This window comes from Coleofasciculus sp. E1-EBD-02 (assembly GCF_040218245.1).
Taxonomy (GTDB): domain Bacteria; phylum Cyanobacteriota; class Cyanobacteriia; order Cyanobacteriales; family Coleofasciculaceae; genus Coleofasciculus.
In genome coordinates, this window is the sequence record NZ_JAVJQN010000116.1 from 26,187 (window position 1) to 46,790 (window position 20,604).

General features: G+C 44.9%; 23 protein-coding genes and 1 pseudogene. 9 read left to right on the plus strand and 15 right to left on the minus strand.

Features of this window, described 5'->3' with window-relative positions; genetic code table 11:
* Positions 1 to 14 precede the first annotated feature (14 nt).
* Positions 15 to 386 (plus strand): hypothetical protein, encoded by a 372-nt coding sequence (locus RIC07_RS18970; RefSeq protein WP_446395877.1) that lies wholly within the window; start codon positions 15 to 17, stop codon positions 384 to 386.
* A 137-nt stretch (positions 387 to 523) separates the two neighbouring features.
* Complete coding sequence (locus RIC07_RS18975; protein ID WP_446395878.1) at positions 524 to 1,132, plus strand: Uma2 family endonuclease; 609 nt, start codon at positions 524 to 526, stop codon at positions 1,130 to 1,132.
* A gap of 156 nt (positions 1,133 to 1,288) precedes the next feature.
* Here RIC07_RS18975 and RIC07_RS18980 read toward each other — a convergent pair whose 3' ends face one another.
* From RIC07_RS18980 to RIC07_RS18990, 3 genes are all read right to left on the minus strand, one after another.
* The gene (locus RIC07_RS18980) at positions 1,289 to 2,170 is read right to left on the minus strand and encodes a phospholipase D-like domain-containing protein (RefSeq protein WP_446395879.1); all 882 of its coding nucleotides are present in this window, start codon (positions 2,168 to 2,170) and stop codon (positions 1,289 to 1,291) included.
* A gap of 105 nt (positions 2,171 to 2,275) precedes the next feature.
* Complete coding sequence (locus RIC07_RS18985) at positions 2,276 to 2,695, minus strand: hypothetical protein (protein ID WP_446395880.1); 420 nt, start codon at positions 2,693 to 2,695, stop codon at positions 2,276 to 2,278.
* Between the two features lie 11 nt (positions 2,696 to 2,706).
* The gene (locus RIC07_RS18990; protein WP_446395881.1) at positions 2,707 to 3,606 is read right to left on the minus strand and encodes a hypothetical protein; all 900 of its coding nucleotides are present in this window, start codon (positions 3,604 to 3,606) and stop codon (positions 2,707 to 2,709) included.
* A 207-nt stretch (positions 3,607 to 3,813) separates the two neighbouring features.
* Between RIC07_RS18990 and RIC07_RS18995 the strand changes: the two genes are divergently transcribed.
* Both RIC07_RS18995 and RIC07_RS19000 read left to right on the plus strand, forming a co-directional pair.
* Positions 3,814 to 4,158, plus strand: coding sequence for a hypothetical protein (locus tag RIC07_RS18995; RefSeq protein ID WP_446395882.1), 345 nt, complete (start codon positions 3,814 to 3,816; stop codon positions 4,156 to 4,158).
* Positions 4,155 to 4,247 (plus strand): annotated as a pseudogene (locus tag RIC07_RS19000) (HNH endonuclease); the annotation flags it as partial. The gene RIC07_RS18995 and the pseudogene RIC07_RS19000, both read left to right, overlap by 4 nt.
* A 160-nt stretch (positions 4,248 to 4,407) precedes the next feature.
* Here RIC07_RS19000 and dnaE read toward each other — a convergent pair.
* A complete protein-coding gene (gene dnaE, locus RIC07_RS19005; RefSeq protein ID WP_446395883.1) occupies positions 4,408 to 7,737 on the minus strand; it encodes a DNA polymerase III subunit alpha in 3,330 nt (1,109 codons plus the stop codon).
* Between the two features lie 202 nt (positions 7,738 to 7,939).
* Positions 7,940 to 8,533 carry a hypothetical protein gene (locus RIC07_RS19010; protein ID WP_446395884.1) on the minus strand — a complete coding sequence of 198 codons (594 nt, stop codon included), beginning with the start codon at positions 8,531 to 8,533 and terminating at the stop codon, positions 7,940 to 7,942.
* Positions 8,534 to 9,179: 646 nt separating this feature from the next.
* Here RIC07_RS19010 and RIC07_RS19015 point away from each other — a divergent pair.
* Positions 9,180 to 9,428, plus strand: coding sequence for a UPF0175 family protein (locus RIC07_RS19015; RefSeq protein ID WP_446395885.1), 249 nt, complete (start codon positions 9,180 to 9,182; stop codon positions 9,426 to 9,428).
* Positions 9,429 to 9,891: 463 nt separating this feature from the next.
* Here RIC07_RS19015 and RIC07_RS19020 read toward each other — a convergent pair whose 3' ends face one another.
* From RIC07_RS19020 to RIC07_RS19035, 4 genes are all read right to left on the minus strand, one after another.
* Complete coding sequence (locus RIC07_RS19020) at positions 9,892 to 10,575, minus strand: ComF family protein (RefSeq protein ID WP_446395886.1); 684 nt, start codon at positions 10,573 to 10,575, stop codon at positions 9,892 to 9,894.
* Between the two features lie 191 nt (positions 10,576 to 10,766).
* Complete coding sequence (locus RIC07_RS19025; RefSeq protein ID WP_446377638.1) at positions 10,767 to 11,192, minus strand: hypothetical protein; 426 nt, start codon at positions 11,190 to 11,192, stop codon at positions 10,767 to 10,769.
* 365 nt (positions 11,193 to 11,557) lie between these two features.
* On the minus strand, positions 11,558 to 12,361 hold the full coding sequence (locus RIC07_RS19030) for a PD-(D/E)XK nuclease family protein (protein WP_446395887.1): 804 nt from the start codon (positions 12,359 to 12,361) through the stop codon (positions 11,558 to 11,560).
* Positions 12,358 to 12,942 carry a PAP/fibrillin family protein gene (locus RIC07_RS19035; RefSeq protein WP_446395888.1) on the minus strand — a complete coding sequence of 195 codons (585 nt, stop codon included), beginning with the start codon at positions 12,940 to 12,942 and terminating at the stop codon, positions 12,358 to 12,360. Before RIC07_RS19035 ends, RIC07_RS19030 begins: the two co-directional genes overlap by 4 nt.
* A gap of 63 nt (positions 12,943 to 13,005) precedes the next feature.
* Between RIC07_RS19035 and RIC07_RS19040 the strand changes: the two genes are divergently transcribed.
* Positions 13,006 to 13,233: a DUF3134 domain-containing protein gene (locus RIC07_RS19040; RefSeq protein ID WP_446395889.1), complete on the plus strand. Its 228-nt coding sequence runs from the start codon at positions 13,006 to 13,008 to the stop codon at positions 13,231 to 13,233.
* Positions 13,234 to 13,280: 47 nt separating this feature from the next.
* On the opposite strand, the gene RIC07_RS19045 is transcribed toward RIC07_RS19040, so the two are convergent.
* From RIC07_RS19045 to RIC07_RS19055, 3 genes are all read right to left on the minus strand, one after another.
* Positions 13,281 to 14,057, minus strand: coding sequence for a CPBP family intramembrane glutamic endopeptidase (locus RIC07_RS19045; RefSeq protein ID WP_446395890.1), 777 nt, complete (start codon positions 14,055 to 14,057; stop codon positions 13,281 to 13,283).
* 64 nt (positions 14,058 to 14,121) lie between these two features.
* Positions 14,122 to 14,409 (minus strand): ATP-dependent Clp protease adapter ClpS, encoded by a 288-nt coding sequence (gene clpS, locus RIC07_RS19050; RefSeq protein ID WP_446348685.1) that lies wholly within the window; start codon positions 14,407 to 14,409, stop codon positions 14,122 to 14,124.
* 276 nt (positions 14,410 to 14,685) lie between these two features.
* Entirely contained in the window at positions 14,686 to 14,955 is a 270-nt protein-coding gene (locus RIC07_RS19055; RefSeq protein WP_446395891.1) for a UPF0175 family protein, read from the minus strand.
* 221 nt (positions 14,956 to 15,176) lie between these two features.
* On the opposite strand from RIC07_RS19055, the gene RIC07_RS19060 reads away from it, so the two are divergent.
* From RIC07_RS19060 to RIC07_RS19070, 3 genes are all read left to right on the plus strand, one after another.
* A complete protein-coding gene (locus tag RIC07_RS19060; RefSeq protein ID WP_446395892.1) occupies positions 15,177 to 16,139 on the plus strand; it encodes a DNA-methyltransferase in 963 nt (320 codons plus the stop codon).
* Positions 16,140 to 16,317: 178 nt separating this feature from the next.
* A complete protein-coding gene (locus RIC07_RS19065; protein ID WP_446395893.1) occupies positions 16,318 to 17,214 on the plus strand; it encodes an alpha/beta fold hydrolase in 897 nt (298 codons plus the stop codon).
* Positions 17,215 to 17,404: 190 nt separating this feature from the next.
* The gene (locus RIC07_RS19070) at positions 17,405 to 18,478 is read left to right on the plus strand and encodes a class I SAM-dependent methyltransferase (RefSeq protein ID WP_446395894.1); all 1,074 of its coding nucleotides are present in this window, start codon (positions 17,405 to 17,407) and stop codon (positions 18,476 to 18,478) included.
* A 185-nt stretch (positions 18,479 to 18,663) separates the two neighbouring features.
* Here RIC07_RS19070 and RIC07_RS19075 read toward each other — a convergent pair whose 3' ends face one another.
* The 3 genes from RIC07_RS19075 to RIC07_RS19085 all read right to left on the minus strand — a co-directional run bounded on the left by RIC07_RS19075 (position 18,664) and on the right by RIC07_RS19085 (position 20,486).
* Entirely contained in the window at positions 18,664 to 19,227 is a 564-nt protein-coding gene (locus RIC07_RS19075; protein ID WP_446395895.1) for a hypothetical protein, read from the minus strand.
* Positions 19,228 to 19,452: 225 nt separating this feature from the next.
* On the minus strand, positions 19,453 to 19,806 hold the full coding sequence (locus RIC07_RS19080) for a hypothetical protein (protein ID WP_446395896.1): 354 nt from the start codon (positions 19,804 to 19,806) through the stop codon (positions 19,453 to 19,455).
* 11 nt (positions 19,807 to 19,817) lie between these two features.
* Complete coding sequence (locus RIC07_RS19085; RefSeq protein ID WP_446395897.1) at positions 19,818 to 20,486, minus strand: hypothetical protein; 669 nt, start codon at positions 20,484 to 20,486, stop codon at positions 19,818 to 19,820.
* Positions 20,487 to 20,604 lie beyond the last annotated feature (118 nt).

Consider the following 20,604-nt stretch of genomic DNA (forward strand, 5'->3'; position numbering starts at 1 on the left):
CGGTGGAATAACTTATGAAGAGATGGATTGTCTTCAAAACTGAATCAGCTTCATCGAAGGGGTGGAAAGAACGCAAATTGCAACCTGCTGGACACTTAACCCGGATGCTGGCTGAGTATTTGGATTGCTCTGATAAGGCATTGCCAGAACCAGGCTATCGTCCGCGTGAGTTTGCTCGATTTGAAGAGTCGGTCGATCCAAACTTCCCGGATATTAGCACTCATGTTCGTTGGTCTGACTGGGAAGTGAGCCGAGTTGAGCGATTCAAGTCGGTTGAGTCGGCTGAGTATGATGAGGTTGTTGTGTGTTATTGCCGTTATTCACCGATTGAGCCGGAGTGGAACGAATTACCCAAGATTGGCGTTTTGCAAGAGGGTAAATTTTAACTCTTTGCTATTTAACTGCTCATTGGTGAGTGCGATCGCTGTTTGGTTGTGCCAACGGTATCTGAAACCCAGTGCCGCAATGCTCTGCTAAAGTTGGGTTATAGCCTACCGAACTAGATGCTCCGAAGGGGGCGATCATGACTGTAACGACTAAGAAGCTAACCTTTGAAGAGTATCTGACCTACTCAGACGGGACTGATACCCGCTATGAGTTGGTGAACGGGGAATTAGTAGCAATGAGTATTGGCACCGGGCAACATGGAGAAATCATTGACTTTCTCTATCGGCAAATCGATGCTGAGATCGGGCGTAGCGGACGCGACTGGATTGTTAGACCCGTGGCGATTGGTGTGCGATCGCCTCGTGCTGGCAAGTGGGATACCTCTCGCATTCCCGATTTGACTATTATTCCTAGCCAGCAGTGGCGCGAATTAAGAACCCGCGAGGCTGTTATTGAACTCAACGAACCTCCTCCGATTTTAGTGATAGAAGTCGTTAGCGAATCGACAAAGACCGCCGATTATCGGGCTAAGCGGGTTGAGTACAACGTTTTAAACATTCCAGAATACTGGGTCGTTGACCCACTGACATCAAAGGTGACGATTTTTACCCTGGTTGAGGAACTGTATGAAGGTATGGAGTTCGTTGGTGCTGAGCAGATTGTTTCAGGCACTTTCCCAGAGTTGAATCTGACAAGTGAGCAGATTATTTGGGCTGGAGTGATTCCTAGCGCTGAAGAAAACTAATGAGATGCGATCGCTCTTTGGTCGTGCCAATGGCATCTGAAACCCAGTGCCGCAATGCTCTGCTGAAGCTGGGTTATAGTCTATCGAGATAGATACGGGAAAAAATAGAAGTAATGACTAGATGCAGCCTGCTAACTCAAGACAAACTTCTCTATCCTAATCATAAGCATCTCTCATATATCGTTGCATTGATATATAAAGGTGGCTAGGTATATATCGTTCTGATTGCTCATCTCTAAGAAATACATCCATAACAGTTTCACAGTTAGGATTGTTTTCCCAGGGTAAAATAATATTTTCTGCACCATGTTTTTCAATTAACTCTTTTATTAATTCTTTATCAAAAGAGTCATAATCGACTCCATCTCCATCAGTTAAGTATTCAACATTCCATTCCTCTAGAAATAGCAGTAAATCATCAATTCTACAGTCTATTATATAGTTTGTAATATTAGGTTCTTTTGTTAAAGCCCAGTCCATTAGCTTCTGGGAAATATCTATAGAATTAGGATTAAACCAATGCTTATCAAACCATTTTTGAAGCTCGCCACATTCACTTGTTTCAGTAAAACTAGCATTTAACTCTGCTTTTCTTTTTTTTAAACCTGAAATAGTCAGGTTACTACTGCCCAAAAAACAAGTGAACTGATTTGAAAAATCAGTATTACGTATTAGGTATAGCTTAGCGTGAATTTCGTATTTGGAAACTTTAACAATAAGTTTTTTTCTCTTTAGTAGCTCTCCAAATTTCTCTAAACTATTTGTGGACTCTTCGCCTGGTTTCAAGCCTTCAATCATCTTATTACAAATGTCATCAAATACAACATTTTGATGCTTATTTCCAATTCCACATCTACCTATAAGTAAACGACATTGCCCTTCACTACGATAGGTAAGAAGTTCTATCAAATCATCAATGAGATTCCAACCTCCTAAGGTAAAATAACCAACACAAAAGTCAGCTTGATTGGCTGCTTCAAGAGATTTACGTAGTGATTCTAGGAAAGATTCTTGCTCATTATCGAAGAAATGTAACATAGTACAAGCCTTTGGACTTTATTATCTGCCGCAGTATAGTCTAGTGCTTTATCTACTCAAAATAGAGCTATCAGAATTTTTCCGTGTCTAGCTTCAAGCTCAGGATTAGAGTGTCCATTCATGAGTAGGCTCATTAAGAGCAGCCTTGACAGACTCTAAGTTTGTAAGCTCTTGCAATGGACTCGACTTCGCTATTTCTGTGATTCTGTTTAAGGTCGCAGTCAACAACTCATTATTACCCATATCAATTGCTCGGTCAACGACTCTAAACAGAGCGCTAAAGTTATTAGCACGTTCATCGAACGAGCGGTCAAGATACACAATGAGTAAGTCGCGTTGAGCGTTAATCTTGGCAATTGTCGCCTTTTCCCAAGCTTCAATATCTCGCCTTTTAGTCCGTTCCTCTTGTGCAACTTTCTGGTACTCGACGTAAGCTGAGATAATTTCGTTTAGGCATTCAGCAGGAGCGGTGAAGGCAGCAGATCTTTTGAAAAAGGCTTCTACAGAAACTTTATTAGTAGTCATATCCAGCTATCTTACAGATTTCGGTATTTCTCTAGGATGGTGACAGTGCCAAGGTTAAGCTTGCCTTCACTGTTTAACACTGAGGTTTTCATGATGTCTACAAGTGCTTTTATCAAATCGAATACCTTTTTGAACTTTTCAGCGTCAGCGTCCTTTTTTGAATCAAATGGCTGAGATTCAAGCTCATCAAGACCAGTAACGGCACGAGTGTTTATAGATACAAACAATCCTTTCAACTCCGTGATCCGCCTTTTAATTTGTTGTGAATAATCTTTTGCCTGGTTTATCTCAGCAATCGCCTTATTAACTTTCGCTTCATACTCCTGCGCCTTGGTTAGGGCTTTCTGTCCTTCACGAGCTGCAATAAAGCCCCCAATTGCTAAAGCGGGAACAGCAGTTATACCGCCGAGTACCCAAACTCCTACTGCCATGCCGCCTCCACCCGCTGCAACAGCGCCACCACCAAACCATGCCAGCATAGCATTTGTAGCAGCGGCTCCGCTAAGACTTGAGATGGCTGTTCCAGTGCTTGCTGTTCCTATAGTGGTAGCGATAGTGACCGCTCCTCCGTATCCCGCTGCTGCCGCTCCAGCAGATTTAACACCACCCTTGAAAAAAACCTCTACTTCTATAGTTGCAGCTTTGTACTCCTTAATCTTCTCAACTGAAAATTCTATCCCTTCTAAAAGGGACTCGACACTTGTTGAACCTCGTTGCCCTAGGTTCTCAATAAAGGTGATAAAGCGTCCTATGGTATGCTTCATAGCATTAAGCTGAAGTTGACCATACTCTTCTGCCAGTTTATCTGTAGCTTTTTCTTCTATTTTCAGTTGCACAACAGCTCGTTCATGTCGCTGTTGAGCGCTCTTGCCAATCTCGTTGGCTTTCTGACCGGGATAGAATGAAACCATGAAGTAGCCTTTTCATGAGTAAGCTTTCCTATCAGAATAACATTAGCTGATCTGCTCTGGAAAACCTCAAATGGTTAATTCATCTAATCTTTACTTACTGTTTAAGTTGGCTTCACTTAGAGTGAAAAGACAGAAGCAGTACGAGAAGCGATCGCTCTCACCCCCATAAGCTACGATGAACCCAAAGACCAAGAGAGAAAAAACCCCATGTCTGAGCAAGTGCGTTACATTACCAACGAGCAGGGGGAGCGAGTTGGCGTCTTGTTAGATTTGGAAGCCTACAATCGGCTAGTGAACCCATTAGCTCTAGATGACGAGTGCTTAATTGGCTTAAGCCGAGATGAACTGCAAGCGTTAGCCGATAGTAAGCTAGCTCCCGCAGCACAAAATCAATTGAACGATTTGCTAGTTCAGAATGCAGAATCTCAGCTTTCTGCCGACGAAATTGCAAATCTAGACCGTCTCCTAGCACAAGTCGATCAACTGACAATCCTCAAAACCAGAGCTAGATATACTCTACACTGCCTAGAAACAATGGCAACGGTGGCGTGAGCGCTTATATTCCTGTTGAGCTACAGCGACAAATTCGCGCCCATTTTAGGGATTGCTGCGCCTATTGCCGCACGGCTGAAGCTCTGACGCGCCGTAACGCACCGTTATCGTTTGTTTTCGTGCGTTACGCTGTCGCTAACGCACCCTACAAGAGGCGATCGCTTAGGAATTAAGCCTTTGTACTACACTTTGGTGGATTCTCAACTCATCACCAACCTAAGGCTGGTTAATGCGGCGGCTTCCCCTCTCTTAAAAAACAGGTTGCAATACCTCCACCTGCTTCAACTCCAAGCCTTGCTCAAATATCTGATCAATCGGTAACATTTGATCCTCATCTGTCATAAACTTATGGTCTTTTGTCGCCCGAATCGTAGCACCATCCTCTAACACATATTCAAACACCTCTTGCTCACCGCGATTATGCCATTGTGCAATGGGTTGGGTGTAGACATAACCATGCTCATCCACACTATAAACCGTACACTCAATCTGCTTTTCTACAATTTCCCCAATTGCCACAGCACCATATTCAACCGTAAGAATGGGTGTATCATAACTCAAGCAATATTCAGCAAATAGGATCATCTGCTCGAATAATTCTTCCGCAATCCGTTTTGCTACACCATTTTTTGCCGCCCCATCGATAAAAATTCCTCGATGTTTCTCCATTTCTGCCACTTTCTTTTTACCCATACAGTTATGAGCAATAAAGTCATTGGCAATAAAGTTATGAGTTTGGCAAATACTTAAGTCAAAAACCTCCTCTTGACCAACATATTCAATCGAGACAATTTCATCCCAGAATACATCAGACTCTGCAATTGCCATCAGTGCTTTATCCTGCAAAGCCGTGGCAAAATTCTGGGATTGACGATTAGCATGGAACTGATGATCGACTGGTGCAGTCGTCCCAAAAAGTTGTTCTGCACAATGATTAAAATCAGCAATCAGTTCAGGGTCACTATTACAGAAATAGCTACAGGAAGGACTCTTTGTCGAAAGATGACCATCACCTATTAAATAAGCAGTTAGCTTAATTTGAGCATCTGATATATCACTCTCTGTAGCCAGTGGCAATATCTTAGCTAAGCCAATCCGACTACCAACCTTAAACTGCTCCAGAGGCTGCCATCCTAACAGTGAATAGAAACGATGATCCGCTGTCGCTCTAATTTTACGATTGGTTTTGGTGGTAATTTCCCAAACATCTCGCACCCCGTTTGGATAAATTTCGCTAATCGGTTGCTGAGTAATCTTTTGAGTCACCGTATCCAGAGACAAAACTTCTCGTCCCAACCAATACTCAGGTTTGGACGCAATTTCTCTTAGAGACACTAAATGCCCCGTTTGTGCATCAATAATCTCCGTTGAACCACTCAGACACCGGCGTAGCAAATCCGCTTGACCCAGGGAATACCCCGCCAAATCCTGAGCCATTTTCATGATCTGCTCTTGATAACAAAGCGTACCATACGTTTCTTTTAAAATTGGCTCTAATAGCGGATGTTGATATTCAACCTTTTCTTTCCCGTGTTTCCGATTAATAAACTTAGGAATCAGACCTGCATCCAAAGGTCCCGGACGATACAATGCCAAAATCGAAGAAATATCTTCGATACTCGACGGTTTCAACTCCCGCACCACCTGGCGCATCCCCGACGATTCTAGTTGAAAAATTCCCTCTAACTCGCCTTTCTCTAAAACCGTATAGGTCTGTTTTATGTCATCAGGTATTTTCTTGATTACCCCTTTTGCCACAATATCAAACGCCTTACGTTCATCCAGGGGTAACTGATCCAGATCTAACGTTATATTTTGATGTTGGCGAATCAATTCCGCCGTTTTCTGAATTGTGGTTAAATTTTTCAGACCTAGAAAATCCATTTTTAAGAGTCCGAGGGATTCTAAGTCCTCCATAAAATACTGAGTAATTACCGCCCCCTCATTATTCACCTGCAAGGGAACAATTTCATCTAAGGGTTCGGACGAAATCACTACCCCCGCCGCATGAACGCCAAAGGTTTTATTCGTCCCCTCAATCCGGATTGCCATATCCAGCCAGCGCTGCACTTCGGGGTTATTTAAGTAAGCCTCTCTAAACTCTGGTGTAGGCGTTTTCTCAGAAATCATTACCTTTAACTTAGTGGGTTTTCCCCGTGAAACCGGAATCATTTTTGCCATCCGATCTGATTCCCCATAGGGAATATTCAACACCCTGGCGACATCTTTTAATACCGCCTTTGATGTCATCCGGTTAAATGTAATAATTTGTGCCACCCGATCTGCCCCATATTTGTGGGTGACATATTCAATGACCTCATCCCGGCGTTCAATACAGAAATCTGTATCAATATCAGGCATAGATTTCCGTTCCGGATTGAGAAAGCGCTCAAATAAAAGCCCATGATGCACCGGATCAATATTAGTAATTTTCAGGGAATAGGCAACTAAAGAACCCGCCGCAGAACCCCGCCCTGGACCGACAGGAATCTTCTGATCTCTGGCATATTTAATATAATCCCACACGACTAAAAAGTAGGTGGAAAATCCCATCTGCTGCATCATTTTCAGCTCATATTCCAGCCGTTCTTTATAGACGAGATCGATGTCACTGCGAGAACGACATCCCATGCGCTCCAATAATCCATCCCAAGTAACTTCTTCTAAGTAACTATCGGCGCTGTGACCCTTGGGAACGGGGTAATTGGGAATGCGTGGTTCCCCCATAATGTCATAACGTTTTACCTTATCCGCGACTTCTAATGTATTCGCGATCGCCTCTTGGATCACCTCATCGGGCAAATGATCCCGAAATAGCTGTGCCATCTCCTCGGCGGACTTGAGATACTCGGTTCCGGAGTAGCGCATCCGCTTCTCTTCTGAAATTAATTTCCCTATTTGAATGCAGAGTAAGGCGTCGTGGGCTTCGACATCGTAACAGGAGATAAAATGAGAATCATTGGTGGCAACCAGTTTAATTTCTAATTCACGGGCAATTTTCACAATTTCTACGTTAACGATCCGGTCTTCAATTGACCCATGATCTTGAATTTCTAGATAATAATCGTCACCAAAAACCTCTTTATACCATTGGGCAAGCTCTCGTGCCTTTTGCACGTCACCCTTGAGAATCGCTTGGGGGACTTCTCCGCCCAAACAACCACTGGTGACGATTAATCCATCACGGTACTGTTGGAGGAATTCTTTATTAATACAAGGACGCTGAAAAATTCCTGTTCCTTGGATTCCTTTCAGATGAGAAATTGTCGTCAGTTTAACTAAATTTTTATAGCCTTGGGTATTTTTAGCCAAGACAACTTGATGGTATTTGCGCTGTTTCTTCTTCGTCTTATCTTGAATATCCTCATTAATCACATACATCTCATTGCCGATAATCGGCTTAATCCCTTTCCCCCGACAGACTTTAATCAACTCGATCGCGCCATACATTACCCCATGATCCGTCAGTGCGATCGCGGGCATTCCCAATTCCACCGCCCGATCCACCAGTTGCGGTAGCTGGGACGCGCCATCAAGTAAGCTGTAGTCACTGTGAATATGTAGACCGACGAAGGACATAGAACAAAGAGAGATAAGGATTCCGTTAAGGGGCGCGATCGCTCACCTTCATGGTAAGCTGACAGGTCTAATAGCATTCCTGATTCATCCAGATTGACCCTGGCTACCCCACATATAAGGATACATCATTCAAATACACCCTATATGTAGTCGCACCACCCGTAGGGGCTTGGTAGGGGCTTAGTAACCAAGCCCCTACGGTTTAGGCGATCGCACTCGATAGATCTTGCCAGCGCTGATGCCACAATTGCTGCATTTTTTGCATAATCTCAGGTAAATCCTGAAACTCCTGACTTTGTTGATTGATTTCCCTGGCTAATCCCTGAAGTCGGTTAAAATCTCGGCAACAATAGAGTACCCGTTTCCAAGCCCCATACCAATCCTGTCCGGCTTGCTGATGGGCGCGAATGGGTTTGAGGCGTTCTTCCTCGTTTCTGAGATATTCAGCCTGTTTTGCCCACGCCTGACGCCAGGGTTGCACGGCTTCGGGTTGCTCATGCTGATCATACCAGTCACGTTCACGGCGGAAGATTTCCCCTAATTCATCCAACTGGGAACGCGAGGTACAGCGCCCAATTGCCGCTAATCCCGCCTCAATCCACAGGGGCAAGTTGCGATAACTAACAAAGATAGCACGGGATTCCACTAGCTTGACCCAGATTTGGTGGTGCCAGCATTCGACGCGATCGATTTGCTGGAGGGGAATGTTAAGAAATGTAGCGACTTGATGGCGTACTTCGTCCAGAGAAAATTGGCGAGGATCAATTACCCCAGCCGTGATTAAGTTCCGAGACATGGTAAATCACTCCTGTTTTGGGTATTCGCGGTAGCGTTGGTTTGATTTAGGAGAGTTGATACTAGATTTGTGGCAATCTCGGCTTTTTTGCCGGAAAAACGCCCAAATCCTCAACCCTAAAATCAATTGACCCAAAATCTTAGCCACCCCGCACAAGTTGCTTTATGAAGTCGGAGTGGCTAGAGGAGTGTTACTATTTCTTCTAGCCTCCAGACTGGAGACATCAGTTTGGGGGTTAGCTGCTCAGAGCTGCTGTAACAGCTTTGAGTGGCGCTAAGAGTTTTCGGTTTAATTTGGATTATCTTAGCACATTGAAGGATGGATACTACAGCGTCAAGGTTTTGTTACAAAAATTTATTAGGTAGTCGTATTTTTATCCAAACTTGCTTAATGAAACCACCCCGCTCGTAGGGGCGCATGGTATGCACCCATTCCCCAGTGTGCGACGATAAATCCCAATATGCGCCCATCAAGCTCGACATGAAAGACACACAGGGTTAAAGAGCGCACAAGGTTAAGAGCGCACAAGGTTAAGAGCGCACAAGGTTAAGAGCGCACAGCGTTAAAGGGCGCACGCCGTGCGCCCCTACAAATCGACTGTCTACCCGACAACTACAATGAGAGAAGGTTGAATTTGAATTTGGCTATGTATGAAATTACACTGTCCGTATCGGAAGAAACAGTACAGGCACTGAAGCTAACTCCTGAAAACCTCGATAGTGAGATCCTTTTAGCCGCCGCCGTTAAGCTTTATGAATTAGGGCGACTTTCTTCTGGAGCCGCAGCCAATCTAGCCAGAATTCCACGAGTCGTCTTTTTATCCAAACTTGCTGAATTCGATGTTGATACTTTTCGCTTAACTGAATCAGAACTAGCGGAAGATTTAGCTAATTAAAACAATATTACTATTCGTAACTTTGCAATTGCCTAGACAACAAATTATAAATGCTGGCAAGGTTTTAAGCTGTGTCTATCTACTTCTCGACATTTCCCCCTCATCCCCTAACCCCTTCTCCCACCCCCCTCGTTCCCCCCTGCGAGGAGGGATGACAGAGGATGCTTCGCTTTTGTTGCATGGGAGAAGGGGAACCGGATCTCTTGCCCCCCTCTCCCCGGCGTGGGAGAGGGGCTGGGGGTGAGGGGTTGAGCTTAAGTTGACACCAATGGTCGCTGTTCATAGTAGGCGGTGTCTCCAATTACCTGTCCCGACTCGCCCCTGTCTAAATATAGGTGGTTTCAGACGATTACCGATACCCGATACAGGGCGACCCGATCAGATTAATGGGTGGGTCGTGTTAATTTTGTGCGGCGGGTCGCCCCTACGAATGCATCTGCTTCCCCCATCTCCCCCATCTCGTCTATCGTCCCTGTTTAGACGAGGCGATCGCAAGAATACCATATACTGCGATTCCCTGCTGGCGTAATACTTCTGTAGCTGAACGGGCGGTTGCGCCTGTGGTGTAAATATCGTCTAAAATCAGTACGGGTGAATGATGTGAACGTTTGCCAAAACGCTTACCCACAGCAAACGCCTCCGTGAGATTTTGCGATCGCTCTTTTGCAGATAAGCCAAACTGGGCTTCAGTTTCCCGAACCCGTTCTAAACCGTGGGGCTGATACTGATACCCTGTAAATTGACAAAAACTCTCGGCAAGGAGTTCAGCTTGATTAAACCCCCGTTGTTGGCGCTTACTGGGGTGAATCGGAATCGGAATCACCGTTAACTTTTTCCTCTGTCTCGCCGCCGCCGATTTTAGCCAAGCCTCACCCAACCAGAATCCCAAGGGACGGGCTATCTGGGTATGATTCTCGTATTTTAGCGCCGCGATCGCCCGTTTCAATGTGCCGCCATAATGTCCCCAAACAAACACGGGTAACTCTCCTTGCCAAAATTGACTCGGATGCTTGAGTTGACAGCGCTGTAACTGACGCTGACAGTAGGGGCAAAGTTCAGCATCCGTCGCGCGATCGCATAATGGACAGTTTGACTTCAGGAATAAAGACAGTAAGCTATTCGTCAACTGTCCGATTCCTAGTTTCATCTCATCTTGTCTTTAGATGACCTCCATAGAATTATACCTTTAGTTTTTTCTCTCAGCTTCCAGACGTTCCACCGAAACGTCTCCCCCAGCTTCCCCAGCTTCCCCAGCTTCCCCAGCTTCCCCATCTCCCCCCGCTTCCCCAGCTCCCCCCGCTTCCCCAGCTCCCCCATCTCCCCCCGCTCTCTATTTCCTTAAGCGACATCTAATAAAAACATCGACAAAAACGCTAAATACAACAAAAGAGCAAGTAAAACGACAATAAAGGGGGGTGTAAAAATCACCGGAAAACTCGCTTCCTCCAAAAGGTTAGGCAAAAAACCTTGATAGCATATCGTATCTCCACACGTTCCATAATTAAAGAGAATCACAAACGTTTGCAATCCAATTATTTTGGGTAAAAAACTTCCTTTTATCCTTACCTTAGTTCGTCTTTTTGCCGTTCGAGCCGTCGCACTAAAAAACAAAAAGATTGTCGTTGTGGTGTAAAACAATCCGGCAAACGCAATGTAGAAGAAAATTGACATCCATCCGCCCGATGTTATAAAAAAGAGGGGGATGCTAATTAACGCATAAATCAGGTAAACACTAAAGACCAGCCAAATATTGGTTGTAATCATTGAAGTTATAACCCTTACCGATTTACAAACAGCTTTATTCCAGCATCTATAAAAATTAGAGCTGGATGCAAACAGGTAGAAGCTGAAGCCTGGTTTAATAATTATTTGTACAAGATGAAATACTTGTTTTTTTCTTCAACAGAGTGATTACAATCGTTTAACTCATTAGATATTGCACCATTAGATCCTCGTTTGCTAGTCTTCCACTCCCAATACTTCGTCAAGTTAGGGGGCTTTATGTTTATACCTACTCATAAACGAATGATTATCCGGAATACTTTTAAGGTAGCAGCATTGGTTGCAGAGGTATAGAGGTGTGGAAGTGCAAACAAAGGACAAATGACCAATGACCAATGACGAATGATTTAAATTGATACTTCCTCAATATCAGTCAAATTGGGTAATAAATTATCTTGGCTAACCGCACTTTCCCCAGTTCGCTGACAGCGCACCGCAAAGCTACAGTTACCGCATTTACCCGCCGATATTGGCACTTGGGGAAACGGGATATGATCATTTTGATAGCGGTGTAACCATCCAGATAGCCGAGTCAGCAACTCCGTTAAATCCGCTCTCGTTTTTTCATGTTGTACTCTATCATAGGCAAACGTAAGACATTGGGGACGGGGTTGAGACTTAACAAACCAGTACGTCATCGAAATTTGCTCAGGCAAATAATCACTGGTTTCTGCTAAAACATATCGGTATAAGCGCGTTTGCCAGTCTTTGGCTAATCGATGACGATTTGTCGGTAGAGGATAAGTTTTCCAGTCGAGAATTTGGGCGCTTTTTTCGTCTTCAATAAATAAGTCGTAAATAACCGTTAGTAAGTAGCCTTGCATCGTTACCGTGCGACAATGTTCAGCCTCCCGAAAGGTGTGAGACTGGCGGGCAAATACCTCTGGGGCTGCATCCATTAGCGCCGTCACCCAATGATTAAGTTGGGGATTATCCTTCAGCAACGAGTCTATCGGTAATCCGAGTTCTCGTTGTTGCATCAACAGGTGAAAGTCACTTCCCCACGTCAGGCGTTCTTGTTGATCCGGTGAAACAGGACTTCCGAACTGATCCACATAGATATGTTGAAACTTACGCGGACAGGTTTCTAACAGATTGAGTTGTCCTTGAGATAAGCGAGTTAGGGAAACTGTCGATTGGTCAGCATTCATGGTTTAGTGAGGACAAATACACTCTCTTTATTCCCGCGTCCAATCCGCAGATTTTCGTCGAGATAGGTAATCTCCAACCAGCCCCGTTGCTCTCGACTTTCAATGTTAAAATCAAGCGCCTTAAATTTTTTACCCGTTTCAATTTGCTGGATAAAGTTAGTAGGAGATTTATAGTCAATTAAGCGTTTTAATCCCACAACAGACCGATCAAAATTCACATTAACGCGGCGTTGGGAAACGGGTTCAAACTGCGCTCCTACACTGATAATTCCTTCTAAGTAAGGCAAGCTGGAAATTTCGGCAATGTTATAAATTTTAGCGTCGGCGGTGCGAACACATTGGTAGATTTGACCCAATTGCCACAGGGGAAACCGACCCAGGTTTAACAAATCGCTACTGGTTGTGTAGAGTAATCGCCAGTTCCCTTCCAGCAAATCCGGCGCTTCCAGTGGACGTGGCGTAGGGTTGCGGTCTTCTAATTGGGCAACGGCTGCCAAAATCGCTGTTTTTTCAGTGTCCGTTGCCAACAACCCCCGATTTTTTCCCGCGATCGCTTCTAATAACGTGGCTTTGCTAACCATCTGTAGTCCTGACAATCCACCGTTAAATATGGTATCATTTTTATCGACTTACTGAAATTTATTATGTATAATCCTTCTTTGCGTGAAGAATCTCGTGAGCAACTAGCTCCAGTCATTTCCGTTCAACGTGAAACCTCAGTTTTAGAGTGGTTAGAATCAACGAATCGTCTGCTGGCGCGTGATCCGAGCGAGAAGGAGAGCGGCGATGATGAAGAGGAAATCACTGAATTGATGGGTGTCGAGGATAATGACTATGATGACGAGGAAGATGATGATCTAGATGAAGATTAACGGACGGGCATAGAATAGGAGCAACTGGGGCGCTAGGGCGCGATCGCTTAATTCACAGCCCGCGCCCTGATCCCCCAAGCCAGCACCATCAAGAAGGCTAACCCCATGACTCCCGCGATCGGGTTACTATCTACTCCGGTTATCCAAGGAGACACTTGACCTGAATACTGCACCAGTTGTCCCACATTAATCATGTAATAGCCCCAAACCAAACCTGCATGTAACCCAATGGGTAAACCCAAACGCCCTTGTCCTCGTTTTGCCCAAACTAAGGTTAATCCCAACAGCACTAATCCGGGAAATCCTGGTAACGTGCGAATAATTTCTCCGAGGGGTTTGAGAAAATGCAGTGTGGCAAAAATTAGCGCATCTGCCCAAAGAGATAGTTTCGGAGAATAATCTCGTTCCAACTCATCCAATAACCAACCCCGAAAGACTAACTCCTCCGCCAAGCCAATACCCAGGGCGCTAACCAATCCTTCTACAATAATCCGCCGCAATTGTTCTGGAGGAGGTTGAAACGTTAGCCATCCTAATCCCCCCTCTAACGCAAACAAACTTAAGGTAAATAATAAACCAATACTTAACCCATTGAGCAAGTCTATTCCATTGCGCCGAGAGGAGTACAACCCATACTGCTTTAACAGTTGAGGTTCTTCATAAACGAACTGTCCCCAAACGTGTAGTAGCCCTAAAAATTCCCCAAACAATAGCGCCATCGTTAGAATAGTGACGAGGTTTGAGTCATCGACCAAAAGGTAGATTGGCGCGGCTAACGGTAACCAAAATAGCCCTAGGGTAACAACAAACAAACCCAGCCGCACAGGTGCTGGGTATTGAGCTAATTTCGGGAGGTTTTGTCTTAAAATGTTCAGGACTTACGTCTCCCTATTCATCCGGTTCAATCGTACTGGTTAAGCCGTGATTCTTCAATGTTTCACAGTAGAACTCTGCATGTTCCAGAGCGCAGGTGATGACTAGAGCAATTCCTGAGTTGTGCGCTTCCATCATAATATTGACCGCTTGCGGCTGAGTCAGACTCGGTACCGTCTGTATCAAGGCTTGCACCACATGTTCCATCGGATTGAAATCATCATTGTGGAGCAAAACACGATAGCGAGGTGCGGGTTTCCGAACGGTTGATGTTGAACGCTTTTCAATCGTTTCGACAGACAAGGCTAGAATCTCCCTCTCGTTCAAGTGTTTACAAAAAAATAGTGGCTGGGATACAGTTCCCTATTTTAGCTTTTTCTTTATATTACTCAACAATTATCAGACCAATCACCCGATTTGGCGAGTAGAGATAGCCGAATCGCGACTCAATCCTACAATCCTAATAGTCTTAATGTGTGACTAAATAGCGTAAACTAACACACATTTCCTCGTTTAACCTGAACTTCTCTCAAAGGCTCGCTCTTTTTCTATAGCTTTTTATCTCAAAAATAGGAGTAATCATTCTTGAGTTATAACATTACGAATCCTTTGTGAATCCTGCTCTAAATCATCTTCCGTGTAAGGCAAGTAGGCTTTTTCACGCTTGAGAAATTCATAAGTTTCCCACCGGGATGAGAAGTTGAGCATCTGGCGGGCTTGGGCGGCTCCAATGTATCCTTGGCGGTAGTTATCAGCCACGATAAGTTCTAAAATTTGGCGGGAGATATTAGCAGGTTTTAGTTGTAGTTGATTGGCGATGTCGTCAGGAAGTTCGATCGTGATTTGCATGATTGCTTCTCCTTAACTTACAAGAGAGTCTTTTCTATAAGAGGCTGGTTATCCGGTATAATGTCTAGATAATTAAACTTGGTTGGTATATTCATCCCAGCTACCAGAAATCTCTGAATGCCGCTATGAGTTACAGGGTGGGGTAATTATTGAAATGCAAAAACGTTGACTCAATTCCACAATTATCATAGTCTTGATGTATAAATAAATAACGTAAAATAATGCATTCCCTGGCGTTAAACTACAATTCAGAAACCATAGGTGGCTCCCTCATTTTACATGCAGACTGCTTCGACTGGTTGGCACAGATACCGGAAAATAGCATTCATGGAGTCGTCACCGATCCACCCTATGGCGTCAAAGAATATGACATCGAGCAAATTAAGAAAAGAAGCAATGGTAAAGGAGGAATTTGGAGAATTCCACCGTCTTATGATGGACATCAACGCTCACCTTTGCCCAGATTTACAGCACTAACTCAGAAGGAACGAACCACGTTGAAATGTTTCTTTGTTGAGTGGGCAAAATTAGTCGTGCGTGTACTTCGTCCTGGGGGTCATGTATTTGTTGCCAGTAATGCTTTTCTGTCTCAATTAGTCTTTTCGGCACTCGTTGAAGGTGGGTTAGAATTTCGCGGTGAATTAATTCGTTTAGTGAGAACACTGCGCGGCGGCGATCGCCCGAAAAATGCTGAACAGGAATTTCCTCATGTATCATCTATGCCCAGAGGATGTTATGAACCGTGGGGAATTCTGCGAAAACCTATCCCATCCGGAATGAAAGTGAGTGACTGTTTGCGAGAATTTCAAACGGGAGGCTTACGACGAACACCGGACGGAAATCCATTTAATGATGTTATTTTTAGTGAACGAACTCCGCGTCAAGAACGGGAGATTGCAAATCACCCCAGTTTAAAACCTCAGTCGTTTTTACGCCAACTTGTTCATGCTGTTTTACCCTTAGGCGAAGGTATTCTAATTGACCCCTTTATGGGTTCAGGTTCGACAGTCGCCGCCGCCGAAGCTGTAGGCGTTTGCTGTATCGGGATTGAGCGATATGCAGAATATTACCAGATGAGTCGCACCGCCATTCCTCAGTTAGCGGCGTTGAAAAAATCGACGGAGAAGGTTGATGTGCAAATATCCACTGATTCTCAAAAACACCAGCAGTTAACGCTTGGGTAATTCCTGACTTTTCACGAGAAATCACGAAACCTGTGTATCGGGGCGGGTTTAGTTGCATCTGGGTGCAACCAAAGAGATAGTAGTGAAACCCGCCCCTACACCTTTACATGGTGATCCTATTCCTTAACGCTTACGCTATATTAAGGTTAGTTAACGTTACTTAACATTATCGAGAACCATGCAGGCGACCCCCGTTGCAGCAACGGCTACTATTCCTGGCATCTATTGGCAATGGCGAGGACAGTCCATTTACTACGTCAAAGCGGGTGAAGGGCGATCGCAACACCCCCCTCTGTTACTGATCCATGGATTTGGTGCATCGACGGATCACTGGCGCAAGAATATGGCTGAACTCCAACAGGAGTTTGAAGTTTGGGCAATTGACCTATTGGGATTTGGACGATCCGCTAAACCGGACTGGCAATATAGTGGGGAGTTGTGGCGCGATCAGTTGCATGATTTTATCACTCAGGTGATTGGTCAGCCTGTAGTATTGGCAGGGAACTCCTTAGGCGGCTATTGTGCGCTGTGTGTGGCGGCGCAACGTCCTGATTCTGCGGCGGGAGTGGTGTTGCTCAATAGTGCCGGTCCGTTTACCGAGACGAAAGTTCCAGAGTCCGCGAATTCTGGGCGAAAGGGATTCAAGAACCTGACGCGATCGCTCTTATTGCAACCTTGGGCGAGTTTCCTTCTGTTTCAATACCTGCGGCGACGGGCGATCATTCGCAGAACCCTCAAGCAAGTCTATCTAGATCACAGCGCCATTACCGACCAACTGGTAGACGATATCTATCGTCCCTCCTGCGATCGCGGAGCGCATAAAGTCTTCGCCTCTGTCTTCAAATCGCCCCAAGGGGAAAAAATCGATGTACTGCTTTCCCAATTACGCTGTCCCCTCTTACTCTTGTGGGGAGAAGGTGATCCCTGGATGAATGCTAAAGAACGGGGAGCAAAGTTCCGTCAGTATTATCCCCAACTGACAGAATACTATCTCCAAGCGGGTCATTGTCCCCATGATGAGGTTCCCGACCAAGTGAATGAACTCCTCAAGTCCTGGGTGATTAAAAATTGTTAAAGATTCGGACATTTTTACGCCAAAACGGTGTTAGGTGGTAGAGAAAAACAACTGAGTGCAACACAGCTTCTAACTGTTAGCACTAGGCTAATCAGCATTTTCAGATCGCAGAAACCCTTGATCTACCGTAGGGTGGGCATTGCCCACCAACCGTCTAACCTCTGCCTTCTTCTACCAGCACCGATGAGCAATGATCACCTCTGACAACCCGCCCCCCCAGAATCCACCGCCACCCATTGTCACCGATCCTGGCGTTCTTCAAAAAACCCTGTTTGATGATTTTGTTCAATCGGTATTGGCAAATGGCGAAATGGTCATGCCTTGTATCCCAGCATTAACCGAGTATTATATCTGGCGGATAGGGGCGCTGTTTCAGGCAATTGATTCTCGGTTTAGCCAGGAACAATTGCAGCAAGTGGGTCCAATGATTGCCAAGAATCTGGTCGAGGGATTTCGGATTTCTCCCCATAGTAGATTGCGTCTGAAGTACGAAACCTCCCAGCCGACAAATGAGGGATATAAATTCAAAACATCAATACTGGCTGCATCAGTTGTCGAGGAGTACCAGAAATGGGTTGAGTCCCGACAGCCTTTCCTGTTTGGGTCTGAACCAAACGCGAAAGTGATGCAAGTAGCGGCACAGTTTGAAGATCCGACAACCGTAACGGTATTAGATGTCGGTGCCCGAATGGGTCGCCATACCTTGGCTTTAGCCAAACAGGGTTATTCAGTCGATGCGTTAGAGTTGTCCCCAACCTTTGTTGAACGGTTAAAAAATGCCGCCTCAACTGGTTCAGTTAACGTGACCGTTGGTGATATCCTTGATCCACTGGTGAGAATGCCTCTAGCGCATTATCGTTTCGCGATCGGTGTAGAAGTTATTGCTGCTCATTGTCGAGATGTTGAGCAACTGCGATTATTTTTAGTCAAAATGTCTGATGTTCTCTGTTCAGGAGGACTATTACTATTTGCTATTTTTTTATGTCAAGACGATTACGAACCTGATCCGTTAACTCGGCAGATTTCTCAACTTCACTGGACTTCTTTCTTTACGCAACAAGACTTAGCCAGTGCGATGGAAGGATTACCCCTTCAACTCATTTCTAATGAATCCTTTTTAGACTATGAACGCGAACATCAATCACCAGAGACGGAAACCTTAAGCGAGCAATTTTGCAACTGGGCAACAGGGGGGAATATATTAGTTCCTTCAGCGGAAAAATCCGTGGTGGAACTGCGATGGATTCTGGGTCAACGGATTTGAGTCAGGGCGTACTTGCTCCCCTCTCCCCTCATTCCCCCCTTTCAAAGGGGGGCTAGGGGGGATGGAGAGGGGTTGGGGGTGAGGGGGTTTTGGCTTAAGTTGACACCAATGACTGATGTGCGCCCAATTAAATAGCAAAATCTATTCCATGATTTTTGCTGTATCACACCACGACAATTTGCCATTTAGTCCTGATTGTTGCGCTTGAGTATTTCTTGCTCAATATAGTCATCCAAATTGGGGATATATTGCACCGCTTCCGCTTGGAGAACCTGATTGACAATCTCTAGGGGTAACGTTTTTGCCCGTTCCAAGTCTTGATTTAACTGCTCATTTTGAGCATTGAGTGTATCAATTGTTTTACGGAGGAAATCTTGCTGGCGATGAAGGCTGTCTTCCAGCATCTGCTGTCCTAAAACTTGCATAAATTGTTGACTAAATCTGAGCATTTTCATATTCATATCCTGAGTGCTGTTGGGTTCATCTTGAGTGTCGGTGTTACTGTCTTCGGGAATCGGTTGATCGGGAGAGGTTTGAGAGGTATCCTGGTTAGGAGTAGCGTGCAAAGACGTCACGCGATCGCTCATCGCTAAAGCTACCTCTGGAATCACCCAGGAACTGCAAATCGCGGCGGTTAAGGCTAAACTGTAAATTAGACCAGCAGATAGGGGATCAGAGGGAGAAGGAATCGGTGATTGGGGATTCACTTCAGCCAAAGTTTCTTCTGTTGTCCAGCTATTAAAATTCATAGTCGAAGATTGACCTAACAAGACAATTGATAGGGCGGATGAGAATAGAAAAAACTGGGTAATGACTATGCCAATGTGAACAACTAAAGGAGGGGTTATTTTAGGTAAGATTAAACGATTCATGGGAATTAGTTAAACGAAAATGTGCTTTAATTCAAGGAATTGTCGGTTGGGTTGAGCGAAGTCGAAACCCAACGCCGTACAAGACTATTTTGGTTTTAATCGTCAGTCCAACTCATCTGATTTGTGCTTTCGGTTAAGCCAACTCATCCCTAGACCGCCCACTTCAATCGCACCTGCGAAAATAGTCGAAACGAGAGTTTTCGTGGGAACCTTAAAGCCAAAAATATCAAGTTTGTATTTACCAATAACGCCACCACCAGAAATGTCCAAGAGAACTGCTAAAGCGATAAACGATCCCAAAGCCGAGATACACCAGAAGCCCCAAATCCCACTAAATCCTATCCATGTCAGGATTACTTTTAGTCGTTGGTTTGAGTTGTCAATCAAGGGTGTTTTTGTTTCTTGTTCAGGTAAAACCGTGGAAATTTTGTCAGCAGAGTCGTGAGTTGAAGTCATAATTCACTCCATTAGTGAGAACGAGGACAACGGTTAAGTTCAGCGCCCGTAATTTCTGAGAGAGTCAGTTCATGGGCAAAGCGATTGGGGATTAATAAATCACCGGGTTGAGTGCGATTGAGAATTGAGTTCACAGAGGCTGGGAAAGATTTGCCCGGAGTGAACGAATTCTCTAAGAATTGAAACGGAGACGTGATACCTGTGGCGAAGAGAGTGACAGGATAAGCTTGAGTTGTTCCCGCCACCTGAGTTTCAGGATTGACGACAGGTTGCACAGTTAGGGTGAAATGATTAACCGGAAGATTCAGCACCAAAATTTTGCGATCGCCTTTTATAATTCGTAGGTTGGGGGAAAAGTCCAACGTGTTGGCGTCTTGCCAAACGACGACTTGATTTTTGGGCAGAATTGACCATCCACTGTTGTCTCCTATCAGTAGCTGAATGCTCATTTTCTCCGCCGAGGTAGGTAGAATGAGTGTGGTAAAGCCTTCGGTTGCACTCTCCCGACTCACCGGAACCCGGATAGTTTGCAGGTGGCGGTTGAGAGAGAGTTCACTTCCGCCGTGGATAGTGCGACAGACGCCAGCTTGGGGCGGTGGTGGGGTTGGCGGTTGGGAAACAGCCGTGCAGCTTACTAGGCTGACACTACTGAGTACAATGGGTAGACGTTTAAGTTTCATGGGGAAGGAGTACACTGAACTTGTCTATGTCCATTGGACTCTATTGATTCCCATTTCTCTAACCCATCGTTGTTGGTATTTGCCCGAACATTTACCCACCCATGTTGGTTAGCACAAA

Bases quoted from the DNA above. Each gene is read 5' to 3' on its own strand.
- RIC07_RS19020 (WP_446395886.1), bottom strand. From the start codon at position 10,575: ATGAAACTAGGAATCGGACAGTTGACGAATAGCTTACTGTCTTTATTC.
- RIC07_RS19055 (WP_446395891.1), bottom strand. From the start codon at position 14,955: ATGCAAATCACGATCGAACTTCCTGACGACATCGCCAATCAACTACAA.
- RIC07_RS18995 (WP_446395882.1), top strand. From the start codon at position 3,814: ATGTCTGAGCAAGTGCGTTACATTACCAACGAGCAGGGGGAGCGAGTT.
- RIC07_RS19035 (WP_446395888.1), bottom strand. From the start codon at position 12,942: ATGGTTAGCAAAGCCACGTTATTAGAAGCGATCGCGGGAAAAAATCGG.
- RIC07_RS19040 (WP_446395889.1), top strand. From the start codon at position 13,006: ATGTATAATCCTTCTTTGCGTGAAGAATCTCGTGAGCAACTAGCTCCA.
- RIC07_RS19075 (WP_446395895.1), bottom strand. From the start codon at position 19,227: ATGAATTTTAATAGCTGGACAACAGAAGAAACTTTGGCTGAAGTGAAT.
- RIC07_RS19085 (WP_446395897.1), bottom strand. From the start codon at position 20,486: ATGAAACTTAAACGTCTACCCATTGTACTCAGTAGTGTCAGCCTAGTA.
- dnaE (WP_446395883.1), bottom strand. From the start codon at position 7,737: ATGTCCTTCGTCGGTCTACATATTCACAGTGACTACAGCTTACTTGAT.
- RIC07_RS19070 (WP_446395894.1), top strand. From the start codon at position 17,405: ATGATCACCTCTGACAACCCGCCCCCCCAGAATCCACCGCCACCCATT.
- RIC07_RS18985 (WP_446395880.1), bottom strand. From the start codon at position 2,695: ATGACTACTAATAAAGTTTCTGTAGAAGCCTTTTTCAAAAGATCTGCT.
- RIC07_RS18970 (WP_446395877.1), top strand. From the start codon at position 15: ATGAAGAGATGGATTGTCTTCAAAACTGAATCAGCTTCATCGAAGGGG.
- RIC07_RS18990 (WP_446395881.1), bottom strand. From the start codon at position 3,606: ATGGTTTCATTCTATCCCGGTCAGAAAGCCAACGAGATTGGCAAGAGC.
- RIC07_RS19065 (WP_446395893.1), top strand. From the start codon at position 16,318: ATGCAGGCGACCCCCGTTGCAGCAACGGCTACTATTCCTGGCATCTAT.
- RIC07_RS19015 (WP_446395885.1), top strand. From the start codon at position 9,180: ATGTATGAAATTACACTGTCCGTATCGGAAGAAACAGTACAGGCACTG.
- RIC07_RS19080 (WP_446395896.1), bottom strand. From the start codon at position 19,806: ATGACTTCAACTCACGACTCTGCTGACAAAATTTCCACGGTTTTACCT.
- RIC07_RS19030 (WP_446395887.1), bottom strand. From the start codon at position 12,361: ATGAATGCTGACCAATCGACAGTTTCCCTAACTCGCTTATCTCAAGGA.
- RIC07_RS19025 (WP_446377638.1), bottom strand. From the start codon at position 11,192: ATGATTACAACCAATATTTGGCTGGTCTTTAGTGTTTACCTGATTTAT.
- RIC07_RS18980 (WP_446395879.1), bottom strand. From the start codon at position 2,170: ATGTTACATTTCTTCGATAATGAGCAAGAATCTTTCCTAGAATCACTA.
- RIC07_RS19060 (WP_446395892.1), top strand. From the start codon at position 15,177: ATGCATTCCCTGGCGTTAAACTACAATTCAGAAACCATAGGTGGCTCC.
- RIC07_RS18975 (WP_446395878.1), top strand. From the start codon at position 524: ATGACTGTAACGACTAAGAAGCTAACCTTTGAAGAGTATCTGACCTAC.
- RIC07_RS19010 (WP_446395884.1), bottom strand. From the start codon at position 8,533: ATGTCTCGGAACTTAATCACGGCTGGGGTAATTGATCCTCGCCAATTT.